The 14,913-nt window shown below is 29.9% G+C and carries 19 protein-coding genes and 1 riboswitch; of the genes, 6 read left to right on the top strand and 13 right to left on the bottom strand.

Annotated features, from left to right (window positions below; all coding sequences use genetic code 11):
* Positions 1-7: 7 nt before the first annotated feature.
* Positions 8-577 (top strand): protein-methionine-sulfoxide reductase heme-binding subunit MsrQ, encoded by a 570-nt coding sequence (gene msrQ, locus AC5SL0_RS01850; protein WP_011281921.1) that lies wholly within the window; start codon positions 8-10, stop codon positions 575-577.
* Here msrQ and AC5SL0_RS01845 read toward each other — a convergent pair.
* Both AC5SL0_RS01845 and adh read right to left on the bottom strand, forming a co-directional pair.
* On the bottom strand, positions 574-921 hold the full coding sequence (locus AC5SL0_RS01845; RefSeq protein ID WP_006997157.1) for a DUF779 domain-containing protein: 348 nt from the start codon (positions 919-921) through the stop codon (positions 574-576). The genes msrQ and AC5SL0_RS01845 overlap by 4 nt on opposite strands.
* 45 nt (positions 922-966) lie before the next feature.
* The gene (gene adh, locus AC5SL0_RS01840; RefSeq protein ID WP_026362714.1) at positions 967-2,517 is read right to left on the bottom strand and encodes an aldehyde dehydrogenase; all 1,551 of its coding nucleotides are present in this window, start codon (positions 2,515-2,517) and stop codon (positions 967-969) included.
* Between the two features lie 311 nt (positions 2,518-2,828).
* Between adh and AC5SL0_RS01835 the strand changes: the two genes are divergently transcribed.
* On the top strand, positions 2,829-3,074 hold the full coding sequence (locus tag AC5SL0_RS01835) for a DUF1244 domain-containing protein (protein WP_271564112.1): 246 nt from the start codon (positions 2,829-2,831) through the stop codon (positions 3,072-3,074).
* Here the strand turns inward: AC5SL0_RS01835 and AC5SL0_RS01830 are convergent, their stop codons facing one another.
* Positions 3,075-3,575, bottom strand: coding sequence for a molybdenum cofactor synthesis domain-containing protein (locus AC5SL0_RS01830; protein ID WP_494618535.1), 501 nt, complete (start codon positions 3,573-3,575; stop codon positions 3,075-3,077). It abuts the gene before it with no gap.
* Between the two features lie 18 nt (positions 3,576-3,593).
* Here AC5SL0_RS01830 and AC5SL0_RS01825 point away from each other — a divergent pair, with 18 nt between their 5' ends.
* From AC5SL0_RS01825 to AC5SL0_RS01815, 3 genes are all read left to right on the top strand, one after another.
* Complete coding sequence (locus AC5SL0_RS01825) at positions 3,594-4,340, top strand: sulfite exporter TauE/SafE family protein (protein WP_494618534.1); 747 nt, start codon at positions 3,594-3,596, stop codon at positions 4,338-4,340.
* 29 nt (positions 4,341-4,369) lie between these two features.
* Positions 4,370-4,960, top strand: a complete 591-nt coding sequence (locus AC5SL0_RS01820) for a 2OG-Fe(II) oxygenase family protein (protein ID WP_494618532.1) — start codon at positions 4,370-4,372, stop codon at positions 4,958-4,960.
* An 88-nt stretch (positions 4,961-5,048) separates the two neighbouring features.
* Positions 5,049-5,112, top strand: a riboswitch (SAM riboswitch).
* 9 nt (positions 5,113-5,121) lie between these two features.
* Positions 5,122-6,030 carry a homocysteine S-methyltransferase family protein gene (locus tag AC5SL0_RS01815; RefSeq protein ID WP_494618531.1) on the top strand — a complete coding sequence of 303 codons (909 nt, stop codon included), beginning with the start codon at positions 5,122-5,124 and terminating at the stop codon, positions 6,028-6,030.
* Here AC5SL0_RS01815 and AC5SL0_RS01810 read toward each other — a convergent pair.
* On the bottom strand, positions 6,023-6,910 hold the full coding sequence (locus tag AC5SL0_RS01810) for a DMT family transporter (RefSeq protein WP_494618530.1): 888 nt from the start codon (positions 6,908-6,910) through the stop codon (positions 6,023-6,025). The genes AC5SL0_RS01815 and AC5SL0_RS01810 overlap by 8 nt on opposite strands.
* On the bottom strand, positions 6,907-7,386 hold the full coding sequence (locus tag AC5SL0_RS01805) for a YbaK/EbsC family protein (protein ID WP_494618528.1): 480 nt from the start codon (positions 7,384-7,386) through the stop codon (positions 6,907-6,909). The genes AC5SL0_RS01810 and AC5SL0_RS01805 overlap by 4 nt, the downstream gene beginning before the upstream one ends.
* A 146-nt stretch (positions 7,387-7,532) precedes the next feature.
* Between AC5SL0_RS01805 and glnA the strand changes: the two genes are divergently transcribed.
* A complete protein-coding gene (gene glnA / locus AC5SL0_RS01800; RefSeq protein ID WP_494618526.1) occupies positions 7,533-8,939 on the top strand; it encodes a type I glutamate--ammonia ligase in 1,407 nt (468 codons plus the stop codon).
* Positions 8,940-8,945: 6 nt separating this feature from the next.
* On the opposite strand, the gene AC5SL0_RS01795 is transcribed toward glnA, so the two are convergent.
* The 8 genes from AC5SL0_RS01795 to sufB are packed head-to-tail and all read right to left on the bottom strand — an operon-like array spanning position 8,946 to position 14,912.
* On the bottom strand, positions 8,946-9,116 hold the full coding sequence (locus AC5SL0_RS01795; protein ID WP_006997167.1) for a hypothetical protein: 171 nt from the start codon (positions 9,114-9,116) through the stop codon (positions 8,946-8,948).
* A 58-nt stretch (positions 9,117-9,174) separates the two neighbouring features.
* A complete protein-coding gene (locus AC5SL0_RS01790; protein ID WP_020169243.1) occupies positions 9,175-9,507 on the bottom strand; it encodes a HesB/IscA family protein in 333 nt (110 codons plus the stop codon).
* The gene (locus tag AC5SL0_RS01785; protein WP_494617416.1) at positions 9,507-9,803 is read right to left on the bottom strand and encodes an iron-sulfur cluster assembly protein; all 297 of its coding nucleotides are present in this window, start codon (positions 9,801-9,803) and stop codon (positions 9,507-9,509) included. The genes AC5SL0_RS01790 and AC5SL0_RS01785 overlap by 1 nt, the downstream gene beginning before the upstream one ends.
* 3 nt (positions 9,804-9,806) lie before the next feature.
* Positions 9,807-10,277, bottom strand: coding sequence for a Fe-S cluster assembly sulfur transfer protein SufU (gene sufU / locus AC5SL0_RS01780; RefSeq protein ID WP_006997170.1), 471 nt, complete (start codon positions 10,275-10,277; stop codon positions 9,807-9,809).
* Positions 10,277-11,494, bottom strand: a complete 1,218-nt coding sequence (locus AC5SL0_RS01775; protein ID WP_494618525.1) for an aminotransferase class V-fold PLP-dependent enzyme — start codon at positions 11,492-11,494, stop codon at positions 10,277-10,279. Before AC5SL0_RS01775 ends, sufU begins: the two co-directional genes overlap by 1 nt.
* Complete coding sequence (locus AC5SL0_RS01770) at positions 11,491-12,735, bottom strand: SufB/SufD family protein (RefSeq protein ID WP_494618524.1); 1,245 nt, start codon at positions 12,733-12,735, stop codon at positions 11,491-11,493. Before AC5SL0_RS01770 ends, AC5SL0_RS01775 begins: the two co-directional genes overlap by 4 nt.
* Positions 12,736-13,470 carry a Fe-S cluster assembly ATPase SufC gene (gene sufC, locus AC5SL0_RS01765; RefSeq protein WP_011281907.1) on the bottom strand — a complete coding sequence of 245 codons (735 nt, stop codon included), beginning with the start codon at positions 13,468-13,470 and terminating at the stop codon, positions 12,736-12,738.
* Positions 13,470-14,912, bottom strand: a complete 1,443-nt coding sequence (sufB, locus tag AC5SL0_RS01760; protein WP_011281906.1) for a Fe-S cluster assembly protein SufB — start codon at positions 14,910-14,912, stop codon at positions 13,470-13,472. The genes sufC and sufB overlap by 1 nt, the downstream gene beginning before the upstream one ends.
* Position 14,913: the final 1 nt, after the last annotated feature.

The raw sequence follows: 14,913 nt of genomic DNA, 5'->3' as shown, positions 1-14,913 counted from the left end.
ATAAAACATGCAGAAATATATAAAAATACCAATTTTCTTTTTTTGTTTACTGCCAATATTAATCATTGTTTATCAAATTATTTTTAATCAATTAGGTCCAGAACCTGTGAAAAAAATAACACATGTAACTGGTGAGTGGACACTTCGTTTTATCATAATAACTCTTGCAATGACTCCTTTACAAAAATTTACTGAATTAAATTTTTGGATTAGCTATAGGAGAATGTTTGGGTTGTTTGTTTTTTTTTATGCATCAGCACACATGATGACATATGTTGGCATAGATTATCGTTTTGATTGGTCTAGTATTGGAGATGATATTATAAAAAAAAAATTTATATTTGCTGGATTTTTAGCTTGGCTTTTATTAGTGCCACTTGCTCTTACTTCATCTAAACGAATGATAAGGTTGTTGAGAGATAAATGGAAAAAACTACACAAGCTTGTTTATATAATTTCTTTATTAGGAATTATTCACTACTTATGGTTAGTTAAAGTAGTTACAGTTGAACCCTTAATCTATCTTATTATTATAGTAATTTTACTTACACTAAGAGTTAAAATGAAATTTAATTAATTAATTGATTTTTTTTCAGGAACGCAAATCTCAGATCTTGTTAAAAATCTTCTGCCAGTTCCATTGTCTAAAGAAAACATTCCACCCATACCTTGAATGCAATCAATAATTAAATCTGTATTTTTCCATGCTTCATGTTGAGTTTCACTTATGTAAAAAGGAATACCACCAATTTTTCCAACTAAAACATCGTCATCACTTACTAAAAATTCTTTAACAGGGTAACACATTGGAGCACTTCCATCACAACATCCACCAGATTGATGAAAGAGTAATTCTTTACCATGATCTTTCTTTAGATCTTCAATTAGTTCTAAAGCTGAAGGGGTTGCGGAAACTTTCATAGTTATATGGCCTGTAGTTTAATACAGGCCATTATAATATATCTGTTAAAAGAAGCCTAATTTTTTCTCACTGTACGACACGTGTAAGTTTTTCACCTGTCTATAATGATTAAGCATCATTTTATGTGTTTCTCTACCGATTCCAGATTGTTTGTATCCTCCAAAAGCAGCATGAGCTGGATAAGCATGGTAACAGTTAGTCCAAACTCTACCAGCCTGGATTCCTCTTCCCATTCTATAAGCAATATTCCCATTTCTAGTCCAAACACCTGCTCCTAAACCATAAAGAGTATCATTAGCTATTTCTAATGCATGAGCTTCATCTTTAAATTTAGTAACAGATACAACTGGTCCAAAAATTTCTTCTTGGAAAACTCTCATAGAGTTATTACCTTCAAAAATAGTAGGCTGGATATAATTTCCTTTTTCCAAACCACTGTTTAAGTTAGCAACTTCACCACCACATAGAACTTTGGCACCTTCTTTCTTACCTAAATCTAAGTAAGATTTTATTTTTTCCATTTGTTCTAATGATACTTGAGCACCAATCATAGTTTCCATTTTTAGAGGATTGTCCTGCTTGACTGCTTTCGTTCTAGCAACTGCTCTTTCCATAAATTTATCATAGATAGATTCTTGGATTAATACTCTACTAGGACAAGTACAAACTTCACCCTGATTAAGAGTAAACATTGCAAAACCTTCAAGACATTTATCAAAGAAATCATCATCTTGATCCATAACATCTTCAAAGAAAACATTTGGAGATTTTCCACCTAATTCTAAAGTTATTGGAATTAAGTTTTGTGATGCATATTGCATGATTAAACGTCCAGTTGTAGTCTCACCTGTAAAAGCAATCTTTCTAATTCTTTTAGAAGAAGCTAATGGTTTACCTGCTTCAAGACCAAAACCACTTACAACATTAACAACTCCTGGAGGCAATAAGTCTCCAATAAGTTCCATTAATAGTAAGATTGATGCTGGTGTTTGTTCAGCTGGTTTTAAAACTACACAGTTACCTGCAGCAAGTGCTGGTGCAAGTTTCCATGTTGCCATTAATAATGGAAAGTTCCATGGTATAATCTGTCCAACTACACCAAGTGGTTCAGGTATATGATAAGAATATTCACTATTACTTATCTCTGAAACCGAACCTTCTTCTGCTCTGATTACTCCAGCAAAATATCTCCAATGATCAACAACTAATGGTAAGTCAGCTGCCATACACTCTCTAATTGGTTTTCCATTATCTAAACATTCAGCAGTAGCTAATAGTTCAAGATTTTTTTCAATAACATCAGCTATTTTAAGTAGTATGTTAGATCTTTCAGTTATTGATGTAACTCCCCAAGTAGGAAAGGCAGCGTGTGCAGCATCTAATGCAGCCTCAACATCTTTTGCATCTGATCTTGGAACGGAACATATAACATCATTATTAATTGGACTTACGTTATCAAAATATTTTCCTGATTTTGGTTTAACGAATTTTCCTCCTATAAAATTTCCATATTGTTCTTTAAATGGAAATTTAACTTTTAAGTGAGACGTATCTAGTAATGGAGATCGTCCACCTTTTACTGTTTCTGTGCTCATTTTTACCCTCTCTCTTTTATTAATATTCTTAAGCTTATTTTTTTTTATTGGCTTAAGTAACTTCTCTTTAGCCACACCTTTTTTCTTTTTAACTTTTTTAGTATTTTTAGGTGATTGCTTGACCAAGTTTTTCTTAATTTTTTTTTTGGTCTTACGTTTAGATTTTTTGGCTGTTTTTTTCTTTTTTGTAGCCATTACTTAACTAAACAAAAATTGATCTAAAGATCCATTAATTATATTATTATTTTCTACTTAAGATTGAATATAGCCTACATCTTGTGCTTAATTGAAATGTGTCTAATAATTTAGTTATGGATAATGATATAAAAAAAGAATTACAGTCTGCTACATTTGAAAGATTGCTCAAACATCTAGATGAACGAAAAGATGTTCAAAATATAGATATTATGAACCTTGCTGGCTTTTGCAGAAACTGTTTATCAAAATGGTATCGAGAAGAAGCAGAGAAAAAAGGTATTGAAATTTCAGACTTAGATGCACGTGAGCATGTTTATGGTATGCCTTATTCTGAGTGGAAAGAAAAATATCAAAAATAATTATTTTTCTTTAAGCCTTGGAAAAAGTTCTACAAAATTACAAGGTTTATGATTTATATCTAACTGATGTTTTAAAATTCCATCCCAGGCATCCGTTACTCCCCCTGAAGAACCTGGCAAAGCAAATACATATTTGCCATTAGCTAGTACTGCACAAGCTCTAGATTGAATGGCAGATGTACCAACTGTTTTTAAACTTATTGTTCTAAACACCTCTCCAAATCCTGGAATATGCTTGTCAGCTATCTCGTTTACTGCCTCTGGTGTAATATCTCGACCTGTAAGCCCAGTGCCCCCTGTTGTAATTACAACATCTATTTCTGATTGATTAATCCAATCTTTAAGGATTTTAATGATGTCATCTTTGTTATCTTTACAAATTTTTCTATCTATTAATTTATGTTTAGCCTTTTCTATTTTTTTTACTAAGATCGCACCGGACTTATCGTTCTCAAAAGTTCTGGTGTCCGTAACAGTTAAAAGTGCTATATTTACAATCATAAATTTAAAATAATTATTATGATTATATTATCATTTTTATTTCTTCTAACAGCAACTTTATATTCAAGTGTTGGCTTTGGTGGTGGCTCTACCTATCTAGCCCTTCTATTAATTTGGGATATTCCTTACTTGATCTTTCCTGTAATTGCTCTCTTTTGTAATATTATTGTCGTATCAGGAAATTGTATAAATTATATTAAAGCTGGAAATATCAATTTTAAGATCCTTACCCCATATTTGATATCATCTGTGCCACTTGCATTCATAGGGGGATCTTTATCAGTAGATAAAGAAATTTTTGAAATTTTACTTTTTTTAGTCTTAGCGCTAGCAGGAGCTCTACTTCTCATCAAATTTCAATCTTTTGATCAAAAAATTGAAATTTATAACAAGATACCAAAAATATTATCGCTATTCATTGGTGCATCTATTGGATTTGTGTCTGGTGTAGTTGGAATTGGTGGTGGAATTTTCTTAAGCCCTATATTGTTATTAATTAGAGTAGATAAAGCAAAAAACATTGCAACAGCAGCATCATTATTCATACTGATTAATTCTTTATCAGGACTTGCTGGCCAATTTACAAAGGCATCAACAATAAATGGAATTTATGATTATTGGCCATTATTTCTATTTGTTTTAATAGGCGGCCAGCTTGGAAACTATTTAAATCTTAAAATTTTTCCTGCAAGAATATTAGCTCTAGTGACATCGGGACTTGTCATATTTGTCGCTATTCGAATGGGACTGAAGTTGTTTGCATAACAGAAGTATTAAATTATTATAGAAAGGTTATGAAAACATTTAGAGCATTTGGACCCACTATAGGAAAAACAAAGTTATCCAAAAAAATTATTACTATATTAAATAATCACATTGATAAGTCTCAATTATCTAAAAAAAATGATTATAGCCCTAAACTTGCAAGTCAAATTAAGAATGAAATTAAGATACCTAAAACTTTAATTAATAAGAGTTTGTCTAAAGAATTAATAAAAAATATTAAAGTTTACCTTGATAAGTCAGGTATTAAAAAAATTAAAGAAATTAAGATAATAAATCTATGGGTGGTTAGGCAATTAAAAAATGAATATAATCCAATTCATTATCATGAAGGACAACTGTCAGGTGTTGGCTATCTTAAAATCCCAAAAGATATGAATCAAAATAAATTAGTTAAGAATAAAAAGATTAAAACTAATGGAACAATTGATTTTATTAATGGTCAAAAAAACTTTTTAAGTAAAAGTATCTATAATTTAAACCCTAAATTAGGAGATCTATTGATTTTTCCAAATTATTTAATGCACACAGCTTATCCATTTAACGTTGATGGTGAGAGAAGATCCTTTTCATTCAATGCTAAAATATTATTCAAGAAGTGATTTACTAATCAGTCTAATAGATATATAAATAGTTAACCGATTTGATCCATATTGCAGGTACTAACTGCTAAAAAGGAAATCATTATATAATTGGTAAAGGTAGTTGAACTGTATTGTGCACCTGGCATAAAGCCAAAGCACTAAAAAAGTAAGGAATAAAAATGGATATCAATTTTTTTAAAACAACACGAATTTTAGATGGTGGTATGGGACAAGAATTGTTGGCTCGTGGTATGAAGCCAAACGGCACATTGTGGAGTGCAAATGCTGTTTTAAAAGAAGAATACCATCAACTCTTACTAGACACACATTTAGACTTTATTAAAGCGGGTGCTGAAGTTATTGTTACAGCAACCTTTACTACTAGACGAATAAGATTACGTGATAATAAAATTGAAGATAAGTTTGAATACTTAAACAAAAAAGCTGGTGAAATAGCTCAGAAAGCTAAAGAACAACATCCTAAGGTGTTAATTGCAGGCGGTCTTCCACCTCAATATTTAACATACGAAGAAGATACAAGACCAGATGACGAAATTAAGCAAAACTTTTATGATCAAGCAAAATTATTAGATCCTTATATTGATTTTTTTTACTTAGATGTTTTGTCTAGTGTAAAAGAGTTTAAATTAGCAATTGAAGCAATTGAAGAATTTAATAAGCCATACTTAATAGGTGCTCACATTTCTGAGGGAATAAATCTTCCAAGTGGAGAAAAAATATCAGATATTATTAACAATATTAATCATAATAATTTACTAGGATTAATTTTATCCTGTGTTTCTCCTGAAAACTTTTATGAAAATTTAGAAGAAGTAAAAAATTTAGGTGTTCCATTTGGATTTAAGCTTAATGCTTTTGTGACAACTAATCCTAAAGATGGTTATACTAATAGTTATAATGTCAGTAAAACTGGTAACCCAAATGAATTTTTGGGTCAAAGAAAAGATTTAACACCTGAATTGATGGCAAATTTTGTTAAAAAATTTAAAAATGCTGGTGCTACTATTTTAGGTGGATGTTGCGAAACGAGACCTTCTCATATTAAAGAAATGGTTCAGTTTAAGTAGTCTTTTTTTGATCTGCTTTTTTAACAAAGTAAATTCCAACAACGACTGCTAATAAAGATAATAAAATTTTAGATGTTATTATTTCTTTTAAAAAAATATAACTCAATATAGTACCGAATATTGGAATTAAGTAAGAGACTTGTGATTGAAATATAAGACCATTATCTTTTAGAATTTTAAATCTTAGCAACCAAGCAACACCTGTTGAAACCATTCCTAGATAAACTACTGATATTGTAGACTCAACGCTTGGAACCGAGTTCCATGGTTTTTCAATAAAATAAACAAATGGTATTAAGATTAGGACAGCCCAAATTAATATAGAGCCTGTTACATTTTCATTCTTTTTCTTACTAATTTTAAGAGTTAAAACTCCTCCAATAACATAACAAGTTGACCCAAGTAATATTAATAACGCAGAAATAAAATTACTATCATTTATTAATAGATTATCTGAAAACAAATAAATAATTCCTGAAAAACCAATTAGTATTCCAAAAGTTTTAACTAAATTGAACTTTTCATTTTTTGTATAAAAGTGACCCAATATTGTTGAACTCAAGGGTGTTGTTGACATTAAGATTGCTGCCAAATTACTTTGTACAGATTTCACACCATAAGCTATTAAGAAAAAAGGTAATACTAAATTGACAAAACCTATTATAGCAAACCAATACCAATCTTTGGAAAATGCTTCTATCTTAATTTTTTTATAAAAGCATAATAATAATACTGGAATTGCTCCAAAAAAAACTCTCAAGAATGCAATTGTAATTGGTCCAAAAGATTCTGTTGCAATTTTGATATTAAAAAAAGCTGATGCCCATATTAAAGCTAAAACTACTAATAATGTATAATCAATTAACCTAGGTTGTCTCATTCAATTATATCTTCAACATTTCCATTCGTAATTTTTTGAATATCGTTATAGTTTATTTTAAATACACAGTTTGGATGTCCTGCTGCTGCAAACAATTCATTAAACCTTTCTAAAGAATTGTCTATTATAATTTCAATTCTCTCTAAATGCCCAACAGGTGAGACACCCCCTATTGTATAGCCCGTTTGTGTCTTAACTTCTTCTGGTGATGCCATTGAAATGTCTTTTTTATCTTTAATTTTTTTTAATTTATTTAATGAACACCTCTTATCACCTGCCACTAAACATAGTATGAAGCCATTTTCTGATCTAAATAATAAGCTTTTGACAATTGCACCTACATCACAAGCTAAAGCTGTTGCTGCATCCAGTGCTGTTCTTGCTGAATTTTCTAAAACTATTACCTCTAAGGATTGGTCAAAGTTTTTAAGAATTTTTTCAGCTCTTTTAACAGGTTCTTTATCTAATAAGCTCATATTTCAACTAATAATTGATTGATAATTTAACAAATAATGTTGTAATTCATATGTAAAAAACGCATAGGTGATATTTATTATTCAAGCAATATTATTAAAGAAACATTTGTTATTAATCGACTACAAAATTTAAAAAAGGAGAAACTATGACTGCTGCCAATGTTCTAAAATTCATAAAGGAAAAAGAAGTTGAATTTGTTGATTTAAGATTTACTGACCCTCGAGGAAAACTTCAACATTTAACAATGGATCAAACTATCGTTGATGAAGAAATGTTAAATGAAGGTGTATTTTTTGATGGTTCATCTATTGCCGGTTGGAAGGCAATTAACGAGTCTGACATGATTTTAATACCTGATACTTCTAGAATGATTATGGACCCTTTTACATCTCATAATACTCTAATCCTTTTTTGTGATATTCTAGATGCTGTCAAAAGATCTCCTTATGAAAGAGACCCAAGAGGAACAGCTAAAAAGGCAGAAGCATATTTAAAGAAATCTGGCATTGGTGATAAAGCTTTTTTTGGTCCTGAACCTGAATTTTTTGTTTTTGATGATGTTAGAATTAATAATGATCCAAACAACACTGGTTTTAAAATAGATAGTAAAGAAGGTCCTTATAATTCTGGAACAGAGTATGCAAATGGAAATATGGGTCATAGACCTCCAGTAAAAGGTGGTTACTTTCCAGTCCCTCCAGTTGATAGTGAACAAGATATGAGAAGTGAATACTTAAAAAGTTTAAAAGAAGTAGGTATTAAAGTTGAAAAACATCACCATGAAGTAGCACCAAGTCAACATGAACTTGGTATGTACTTTGGAACTCTTGTTGATCAAGCTGATAATGTTCAATTATATAAATATGTAGTTCAAATGGTTACACATTCATTTGGAAAAACAGCAACTTTTATGCCAAAGCCGATTGCAGGAGATAACGGTTCAGGTATGCACATTCATCAATCAATTTGGAAAGACGACAAACCAGTTTTTTCTGGTGATGCTTATGCAGGGTTATCTGAAACAGCACTTCACTATATTGGTGGAATTTTAAAACATGCAAAAGCAATTAATGCTTTTTCAAATGCTACAACAAATAGTTATAAAAGATTAATTCCAGGTTTTGAAGCCCCTGTTCTGCTTGCTTACTCTGCAAGAAATAGATCTGCTTCATGTCGTATACCAATTTCATTAAGTAAAAATGGTGCAAGATGTGAAATAAGATTTCCTGATGCTTCAGGAAATCCATATTTAACTTTTGCTGCTATGCTTATGGCTGGTTTAGACGGAATTAAAAATAAAATACATCCAGGTGAATCTTTTGATAAAGATCTTTATGAATTACCTCCAGAAGAAGTTAAAAACATTCCAACTGTTTGTGGATCCTTAAGAGAAGCAATGGAAAGTTTAGATAAAGATAGAGAATTTTTAACTGAAGGTGGTGTATTTACTGATGATCAAATTGATGCTTACATTGCATTAAAATTTGAAGAGATACATAGATTTGAACACGCACCTCATCCTGTAGAGTTTGAGATGTATTACAGCAGCTAAAACTAATTACTGTCTAGTTGTTGCGATTGTATCTTTGTTAATTCCTTTTTTAACAACGTAATCCTGAGTGCCATTAGCACCAGTGTTTACTTCTTTTCTAAGAGTCTTGAAAAAAGTTCTTTCTTTCAGTGACTTTTCTAGAGATTTAACAAGATTTTTAAATTCAAATTTATTCATAACTATTTAATACCATAGATATGTGATATTTGCAATACTGATATGCGTTTAGGTAATGTTATACTTTAAATGACTCGCCACAACCACAACGTTCAGATTCATTGGGGTTATTGAATACGAATGATGATGAAAATTCTTCTTTTTTATAGTCCATTTCAGTGCCTAATAAGTACATAACAGCTGCAGCATCAACAAAAACCTTAACACCCTTATCTTCAATTATTTCATCTGAAGGATTTATTTCTTTTGCATATTCCATTACATAAGACATGCCAGCACAACCACCAGATTTAACTGCAACTCTAACACCAATTGAATTCGACTCAACTCCAGACATAATTTCTTTAATACGACTTGCAGCATTATCACTTAATTTAATGATAGGGTTCATTATAGATTTAACTCCAATTTAGCAGCTTCAGACATCATTGATTTTTCCCAAGGTGGTTCAAAAACTAAATCTAGATCAACCTCTTCAATGCCTTCTACTTGAATTGCACTATCCTTAACTTCCTGAGGTAAACTTTCTGCAACAGGACAATTTGGTGTAGTCAAGGTCATTATAATTTTAGCTTTAGACTCGTTTACTTTAACATCATAAATTAAACCTAATTCATAAATATTGACCGGTATCTCTGGGTCATAAATTTTTCTAATTTCAGCTATTACTTGTTCTCTTAAATCCATAATTTAATCTAATTTTTCAGTATTAATTTCTTCTTGAGTATTGTCAATTGCAGAAATTAAAGTATGCCATGATAAAGTCGCACATTTTACTCTCATTGGATATTGTTTTACTCCAGACAAGCACATTAATTTAGTTTTTTCATCTTCTTCTAGGTTTTTTGATTTTAATTCAGGATTCTCCTTAATCATACCTAAGAAGTCATTTACAATTTCTTTAACTTCTACTTCTTCTTTGCCTTTAATTAAATCAGTCATAATTGATGCTGAGGCCATTGAAATTGCACAGCCACTACCTTCAAATGAAATATCTTCTACTTTTTTATTTTCATCAAGTTTTAAAAATATATGTACATTATCACCACATAATGGATTCTTACCCATTGCATCTTTATTAAAATTTTCAGTTTTTCTTAAGTTGCGTGGATTTTTACCATGCTCTAAAATTATTTCTTGATAAAGTTCTTTTATATTCATTAGAGATTAAAAATTTTCTTACAGTTATTGATAGAATTATTAAGTTGATCTAAATCATCTTTTGTATTGTAAACACCTAATGAAGCACGTGCACTTGCAGGTATTCCTAATTTGTCATGTAGGATTTGACAACAATGATGACCTGCTCTAATAGCAACACCATCTTCATCCAATATTGTAGCTATGTCATGTGGATGAACACCTTCTATAGTAAAAGATAAAACTGCTGATCTATGTTTTGGGTTACCAATTAATTTAACTGAATTATTTTTTCTTAAAATTTCTTGACCATACTGGATTAATTCTTGCTCATGTTTAATCATGTTTTCAATTCCGATTTTTTCTAAAAATTTTATAGATTGATCAAATGCTATAACTTGTGCTGTAGCCATTGTTCCGGCTTCATATTTATTAGGTAAATCACCATATGAAATGGTATCTTTTTTTACATCTTGAATCATTCCACCGCCGCCTTGATAGGGTGGTAATTCCTCTAGCCACTTTTTCTTTGCATATAAAACACCAAGACCTGTTGGCCCGTACATTTTATGGCAAGAAATAGCATAAAAATCACAGTCTATGTCTTGCATATCAAGTTTTAAATGAGGAGCACCTTGGCATCCATCTACTAAAACCGCAATACCTTTTGAATGAGCAAGTTCTGTTATTTCTTTAACTGGTAAAACTGATCCCGTTACATTTGATAAGTGTGTAATAGCAATTAATTTTGTTTTTGATGTAATTTTTTTTTCAATGCTTTCTAAAGTAATCTCTCCATCATCATTAATTTCTGCAAACTCAATCTTTATACCTTTAGATTGTCGTAAAAAATGCCAGGGCACGTAATTAGAATGATGTTCAAGTTCTGTTATAAGTATTTCATCCCCTTCTTTTAAAAATTTTTGACCATAGGTATTAGCTACAAGATTAATTGCCTCAGTTGCACCTTTAGTGAATACTATTTCATTTTTATCTTTAGCATTAATATATTTTTGAACAGAAGATCTTGTATTTTCATAAAGATTGGTTGCAGCTACCGCTAAGTAATGAACGCTTCTACCTGTGTTTGAAAATTCATTTGTATAAAAATCATTAACTCTATCAATTACAGATTGTGGTTTTTGAGATGAGTTAGCACTATCAAGATATACAAGATCATTATTATGAACTTTATTATTAAATATTGGAAATTCTTTTTTAATATTTTCTATACTCACTCTACAACTCCCATCATCTCTTTGATTAAATTTTTGATTTCTAAATCAGTAATTGTTTCAACTGCATCCATTAGAAAACCATTAATCAATAATTCTTTTGATTGCTGATAACTTAGACCTCGAGACATTAGATAAAATATCGAGTCTTCGTCTAAGTTACCTGAAGTTGATCCATGCGAGCATTTTACATCATCTGCATAAATTTCAAGTTCAGGTTTACCATCAAATTCTGTATTTTCATTTAAAAGTAAAGCTTTACTAAGTTGGTACCCATTTGTTTTCTGTGCTTTTTGATCAACAAAAATTTTACCTTGAAAAATACCTTTAGAATTGTCATTTAAAACCGTTTTGATTAATTGATAGCTTTTTGTATTTTCTGCTAAATGATTTATATTCGTTTTAATTTCATGATGTTGTGAGTTTTTTAAATTTATCACACCATTAATAAATGCTGAACTGTATTGATCATTTAAATTACAATTTACTTCATTTTTGATAAATTTAGATCCTGTCGAAAAAATAAAATTTTCAGAGATGCTATTTTTTTCAAGATTAATATTATTATAAAAATATTTAATATTAGAATTGGTTTTATGATCAATTTTGTAACTTTTAAGGATTGCATCTTGAGCAATATCAAAATTTTGATTTATATTAATGAAATTATTTTGAGACTGATCATCGAATATAGTAACTAATTTCAAGTTACTATTTTTTTCTAACTTGATATCTGTTCTTAAATTGAGTGCAGTTGAATTAACATCCTCAGTAGTAATATTGTATAAAACTAAAGGTTTATTTAATGAATAATTCTCTTTAACGATAATACCAATATGTGCACTAACAAGAGCATGGTTTAAAGATACTAATGGATTAATTCCATTCGAATTGTTGCTTAAATCTAAATCATTATTAATTAAAACTTTAGTGTCATCCTCATACTTGATGTCTACTTTTGAAATAACTCCATTAATAAAAATAATCTTATTATGTTCAAACTTATTAATTAAAGATACTTGATCTTTAGGTTCGTAAGTTTTATCGTTATAAAAACTTAAATTTTTAATATTAGATGATATTATTTGATTTAAATCTGAAAATTTCCAATCTTCAATTCTTTTATTTGGAAAGCCTTTATCAATAAAATTGATTAAATTTTTTTTTCTAAACTCAATATTGTTTTCAGAAAATTTTAAATTTTCTGTCATCTTATTGAAATCTGATTTTAGTTGTTCAATCATTTAACTAAGAGTTTCGTAACCTTTACTTTCTAATTCCATTGCTAATTCAGATCCTCCAGATTTAACAATTTGACCATTAATTAGAACGTGAACAAAATCAGGTTTAATATAATCAAGTAATCTTTGATAGTGGGTAATAATTAAAAAAGAACTATCTTTACTTCTTAATGCATTCACACCCTCAGATACTATTTTTAAAGCATCAATATCAAGCCCAGAATCTGTTTCGTCTAAAATCGACAGCTTAGGATTAAGGATAGACATTTGAAGTATTTCATTTTTTTTCTTTTCTCCACCAGAAAATCCTACATTTAATTGTCTACTTAATATTTTTTCATCAAATTTTAATTCTCCGGCTTTTTGTTTAACTAATTTTAAGAATTCAATAGCATCTAATTCTTTTTCACCTTTAGCTTTTTTAATTGCATTTAAAGATGTTTTTAAGAATATATTGGTATTTACCCCTGGAATTTCTAATGGATATTGGAATGCTAAAAATATTCCTTTATGAGCTCTTTCTTCAATTTCTAATTCTAAAAGATTTTCATTAAAATACTTTACTTCACCAGTTACAGTGTATCCTTTTTTCCCTGAAAGAACATTTGATAGAGTGCTTTTTCCAGATCCATTAGGCCCCATAATTGCATGCACCTCTCCTGGTTTAATTTCTAAATTTAAACCTTTTAAAATTTCTTTATTATCAATATTCGCTTTAAGATCTTTAATTGTTAACATTAACCAACACTCCCTTCTAAACTGATTCCTACTAATTTTTGAGCTTCAACAGCAAATTCCATTGGTAATTGTTGCAGAACCTCTTTGCAAAAACCGTTAACAATTAAACTAACAGCCTCTTCTTGATTTAAACCTCTTTGATTGCAATAGAACAATTGTTCATCGCTAATTTTGGATGTTGTTGCTTCATGCTCAATATTTGAGCTAGAATTTTTATTCTTTATGTATGGAACAGTATGCGCTCCACACTTGTTACCCATCAAAAGAGAGTCACATTGAGTAAAATTCCTTGCATTATCAGCATTTTTTGAAATATCCACTAAGCCTCTATAAGTATTATCTGCAAATCCAGCTGAAATACCTTTTGATATTATTTTGCTTTTTGTATTTTTACCCAAATGAATCATTTTAGTACCTGTATCTGCTTTTTGATGATTATTTGTTATTGCTATTGAGTAAAATTCTCCTACAGAATTATCACCCATCAATATACAACTTGGATATTTCCATGTAATTGCTGAACCTGTTTCAACTTGTGTCCAAGATATTTTTGAATTTTTTCCTTTGCATAAACCTCTTTTAGTTACAAAATTATAAATTCCACCTTTTCCATCTTTGTCTCCTGGATACCAATTTTGTACTGTTGAATATTTTATTTCAGCATCATCTAGTGCAACTAATTCTACATTTGCTGCATGTAATTGATTTTCATCTCTCATTGGTGCTGTGCATCCTTCTAAATAACTTACATAACTTCCTTTATCAGCAATGATCAAAGTTCTTTCAAATTGACCTGTTTCTGTAGCATTAATTCTAAAATAAGTTGAGAGTTCCATCGGGCATCTTACACCTTCGGGAATATATACAAATGACCCATCGGTAAATACTGCTGAATTAAGTGTTGCAAAATAATGATCTGATATTGGAATTACAGACCCTAAATATTTTTTTACTAATTCAGGATGATCTTGTATAGCTTCAGACATAGAGCAAAAAATAATTCCTTTTTTATTTAACTCACCCTTAAAAGTGGTTGCAACAGAAACTGAATCAAATACAGCATCAACTGCTATTCCATTAAGTCTTGCTTGTTCTTGAAGAGGTATTCCAAGTTTATTATAAGTTTCTAATAATTTTGGATCTAACTCGTCTAAACTTTTTGGTTTGTCATCCATGCTTTTTGGTGCTGAATAATAATAAAGGTCTTGATAATCTATTTTCGGATATTTAGGTTTTTGCCAATTAGGTTCTTTTAATTGCTTTAATCTTTCAAAGGCTTTCAATCTCCAATCAAGCATCCATTGTGGTTCTTTTTTAATATTTGAAATAAACTTAATTACTTCTTCATTTAAACCCTTGGGTGCTCTAGTATTTTCAATATCAGTTGAAAATCCATATTTATAATCTTTTAATTTTTCTATTTCTTTTTCTCTTGCATCCATT

It is taken from the genome of Candidatus Pelagibacter sp. PS_16, assembly GCF_059417965.1.
The sequence above is the reverse complement of the archived record's forward strand: the minus strand, read 5'-3'. Positions and strand labels throughout refer to the sequence as shown.

Coding starts and splice junctions, on each gene's coding strand:
- msrQ (WP_011281921.1), top strand. CDS start 8: ATGCAGAAATATATAAAAATACCAATTTTCTTTTTTTGTTTACTGCCA.
- AC5SL0_RS01845 (WP_006997157.1), bottom strand. CDS start 921: ATGAAAGTTTCCGCAACCCCTTCAGCTTTAGAACTAATTGAAGATCTA.
- adh (WP_026362714.1), bottom strand. CDS start 2,517: ATGAGCACAGAAACAGTAAAAGGTGGACGATCTCCATTACTAGATACG.
- AC5SL0_RS01835 (WP_271564112.1), top strand. CDS start 2,829: ATGGATAATGATATAAAAAAAGAATTACAGTCTGCTACATTTGAAAGA.
- AC5SL0_RS01830 (WP_494618535.1), bottom strand. CDS start 3,575: ATGATTGTAAATATAGCACTTTTAACTGTTACGGACACCAGAACTTTT.
- AC5SL0_RS01825 (WP_494618534.1), top strand. CDS start 3,594: ATGATTATATTATCATTTTTATTTCTTCTAACAGCAACTTTATATTCA.
- AC5SL0_RS01820 (WP_494618532.1), top strand. CDS start 4,370: ATGAAAACATTTAGAGCATTTGGACCCACTATAGGAAAAACAAAGTTA.
- AC5SL0_RS01815 (WP_494618531.1), top strand. CDS start 5,122: ATGGATATCAATTTTTTTAAAACAACACGAATTTTAGATGGTGGTATG.
- AC5SL0_RS01810 (WP_494618530.1), bottom strand. CDS start 6,910: ATGAGACAACCTAGGTTAATTGATTATACATTATTAGTAGTTTTAGCT.
- AC5SL0_RS01805 (WP_494618528.1), bottom strand. CDS start 7,386: ATGAGCTTATTAGATAAAGAACCTGTTAAAAGAGCTGAAAAAATTCTT.
- glnA (WP_494618526.1), top strand. CDS start 7,533: ATGACTGCTGCCAATGTTCTAAAATTCATAAAGGAAAAAGAAGTTGAA.
- AC5SL0_RS01795 (WP_006997167.1), bottom strand. CDS start 9,116: ATGAATAAATTTGAATTTAAAAATCTTGTTAAATCTCTAGAAAAGTCA.
- AC5SL0_RS01790 (WP_020169243.1), bottom strand. CDS start 9,507: ATGAACCCTATCATTAAATTAAGTGATAATGCTGCAAGTCGTATTAAA.
- AC5SL0_RS01785 (WP_494617416.1), bottom strand. CDS start 9,803: ATGGATTTAAGAGAACAAGTAATAGCTGAAATTAGAAAAATTTATGAC.
- sufU (WP_006997170.1), bottom strand. CDS start 10,277: ATGAATATAAAAGAACTTTATCAAGAAATAATTTTAGAGCATGGTAAA.
- AC5SL0_RS01770 (WP_494618524.1), bottom strand. CDS start 12,735: ATGATTGAACAACTAAAATCAGATTTCAATAAGATGACAGAAAATTTA.
- sufC (WP_011281907.1), bottom strand. CDS start 13,470: ATGTTAACAATTAAAGATCTTAAAGCGAATATTGATAATAAAGAAATT.
- sufB (WP_011281906.1), bottom strand. CDS start 14,912: ATGGATGCAAGAGAAAAAGAAATAGAAAAATTAAAAGATTATAAATAT.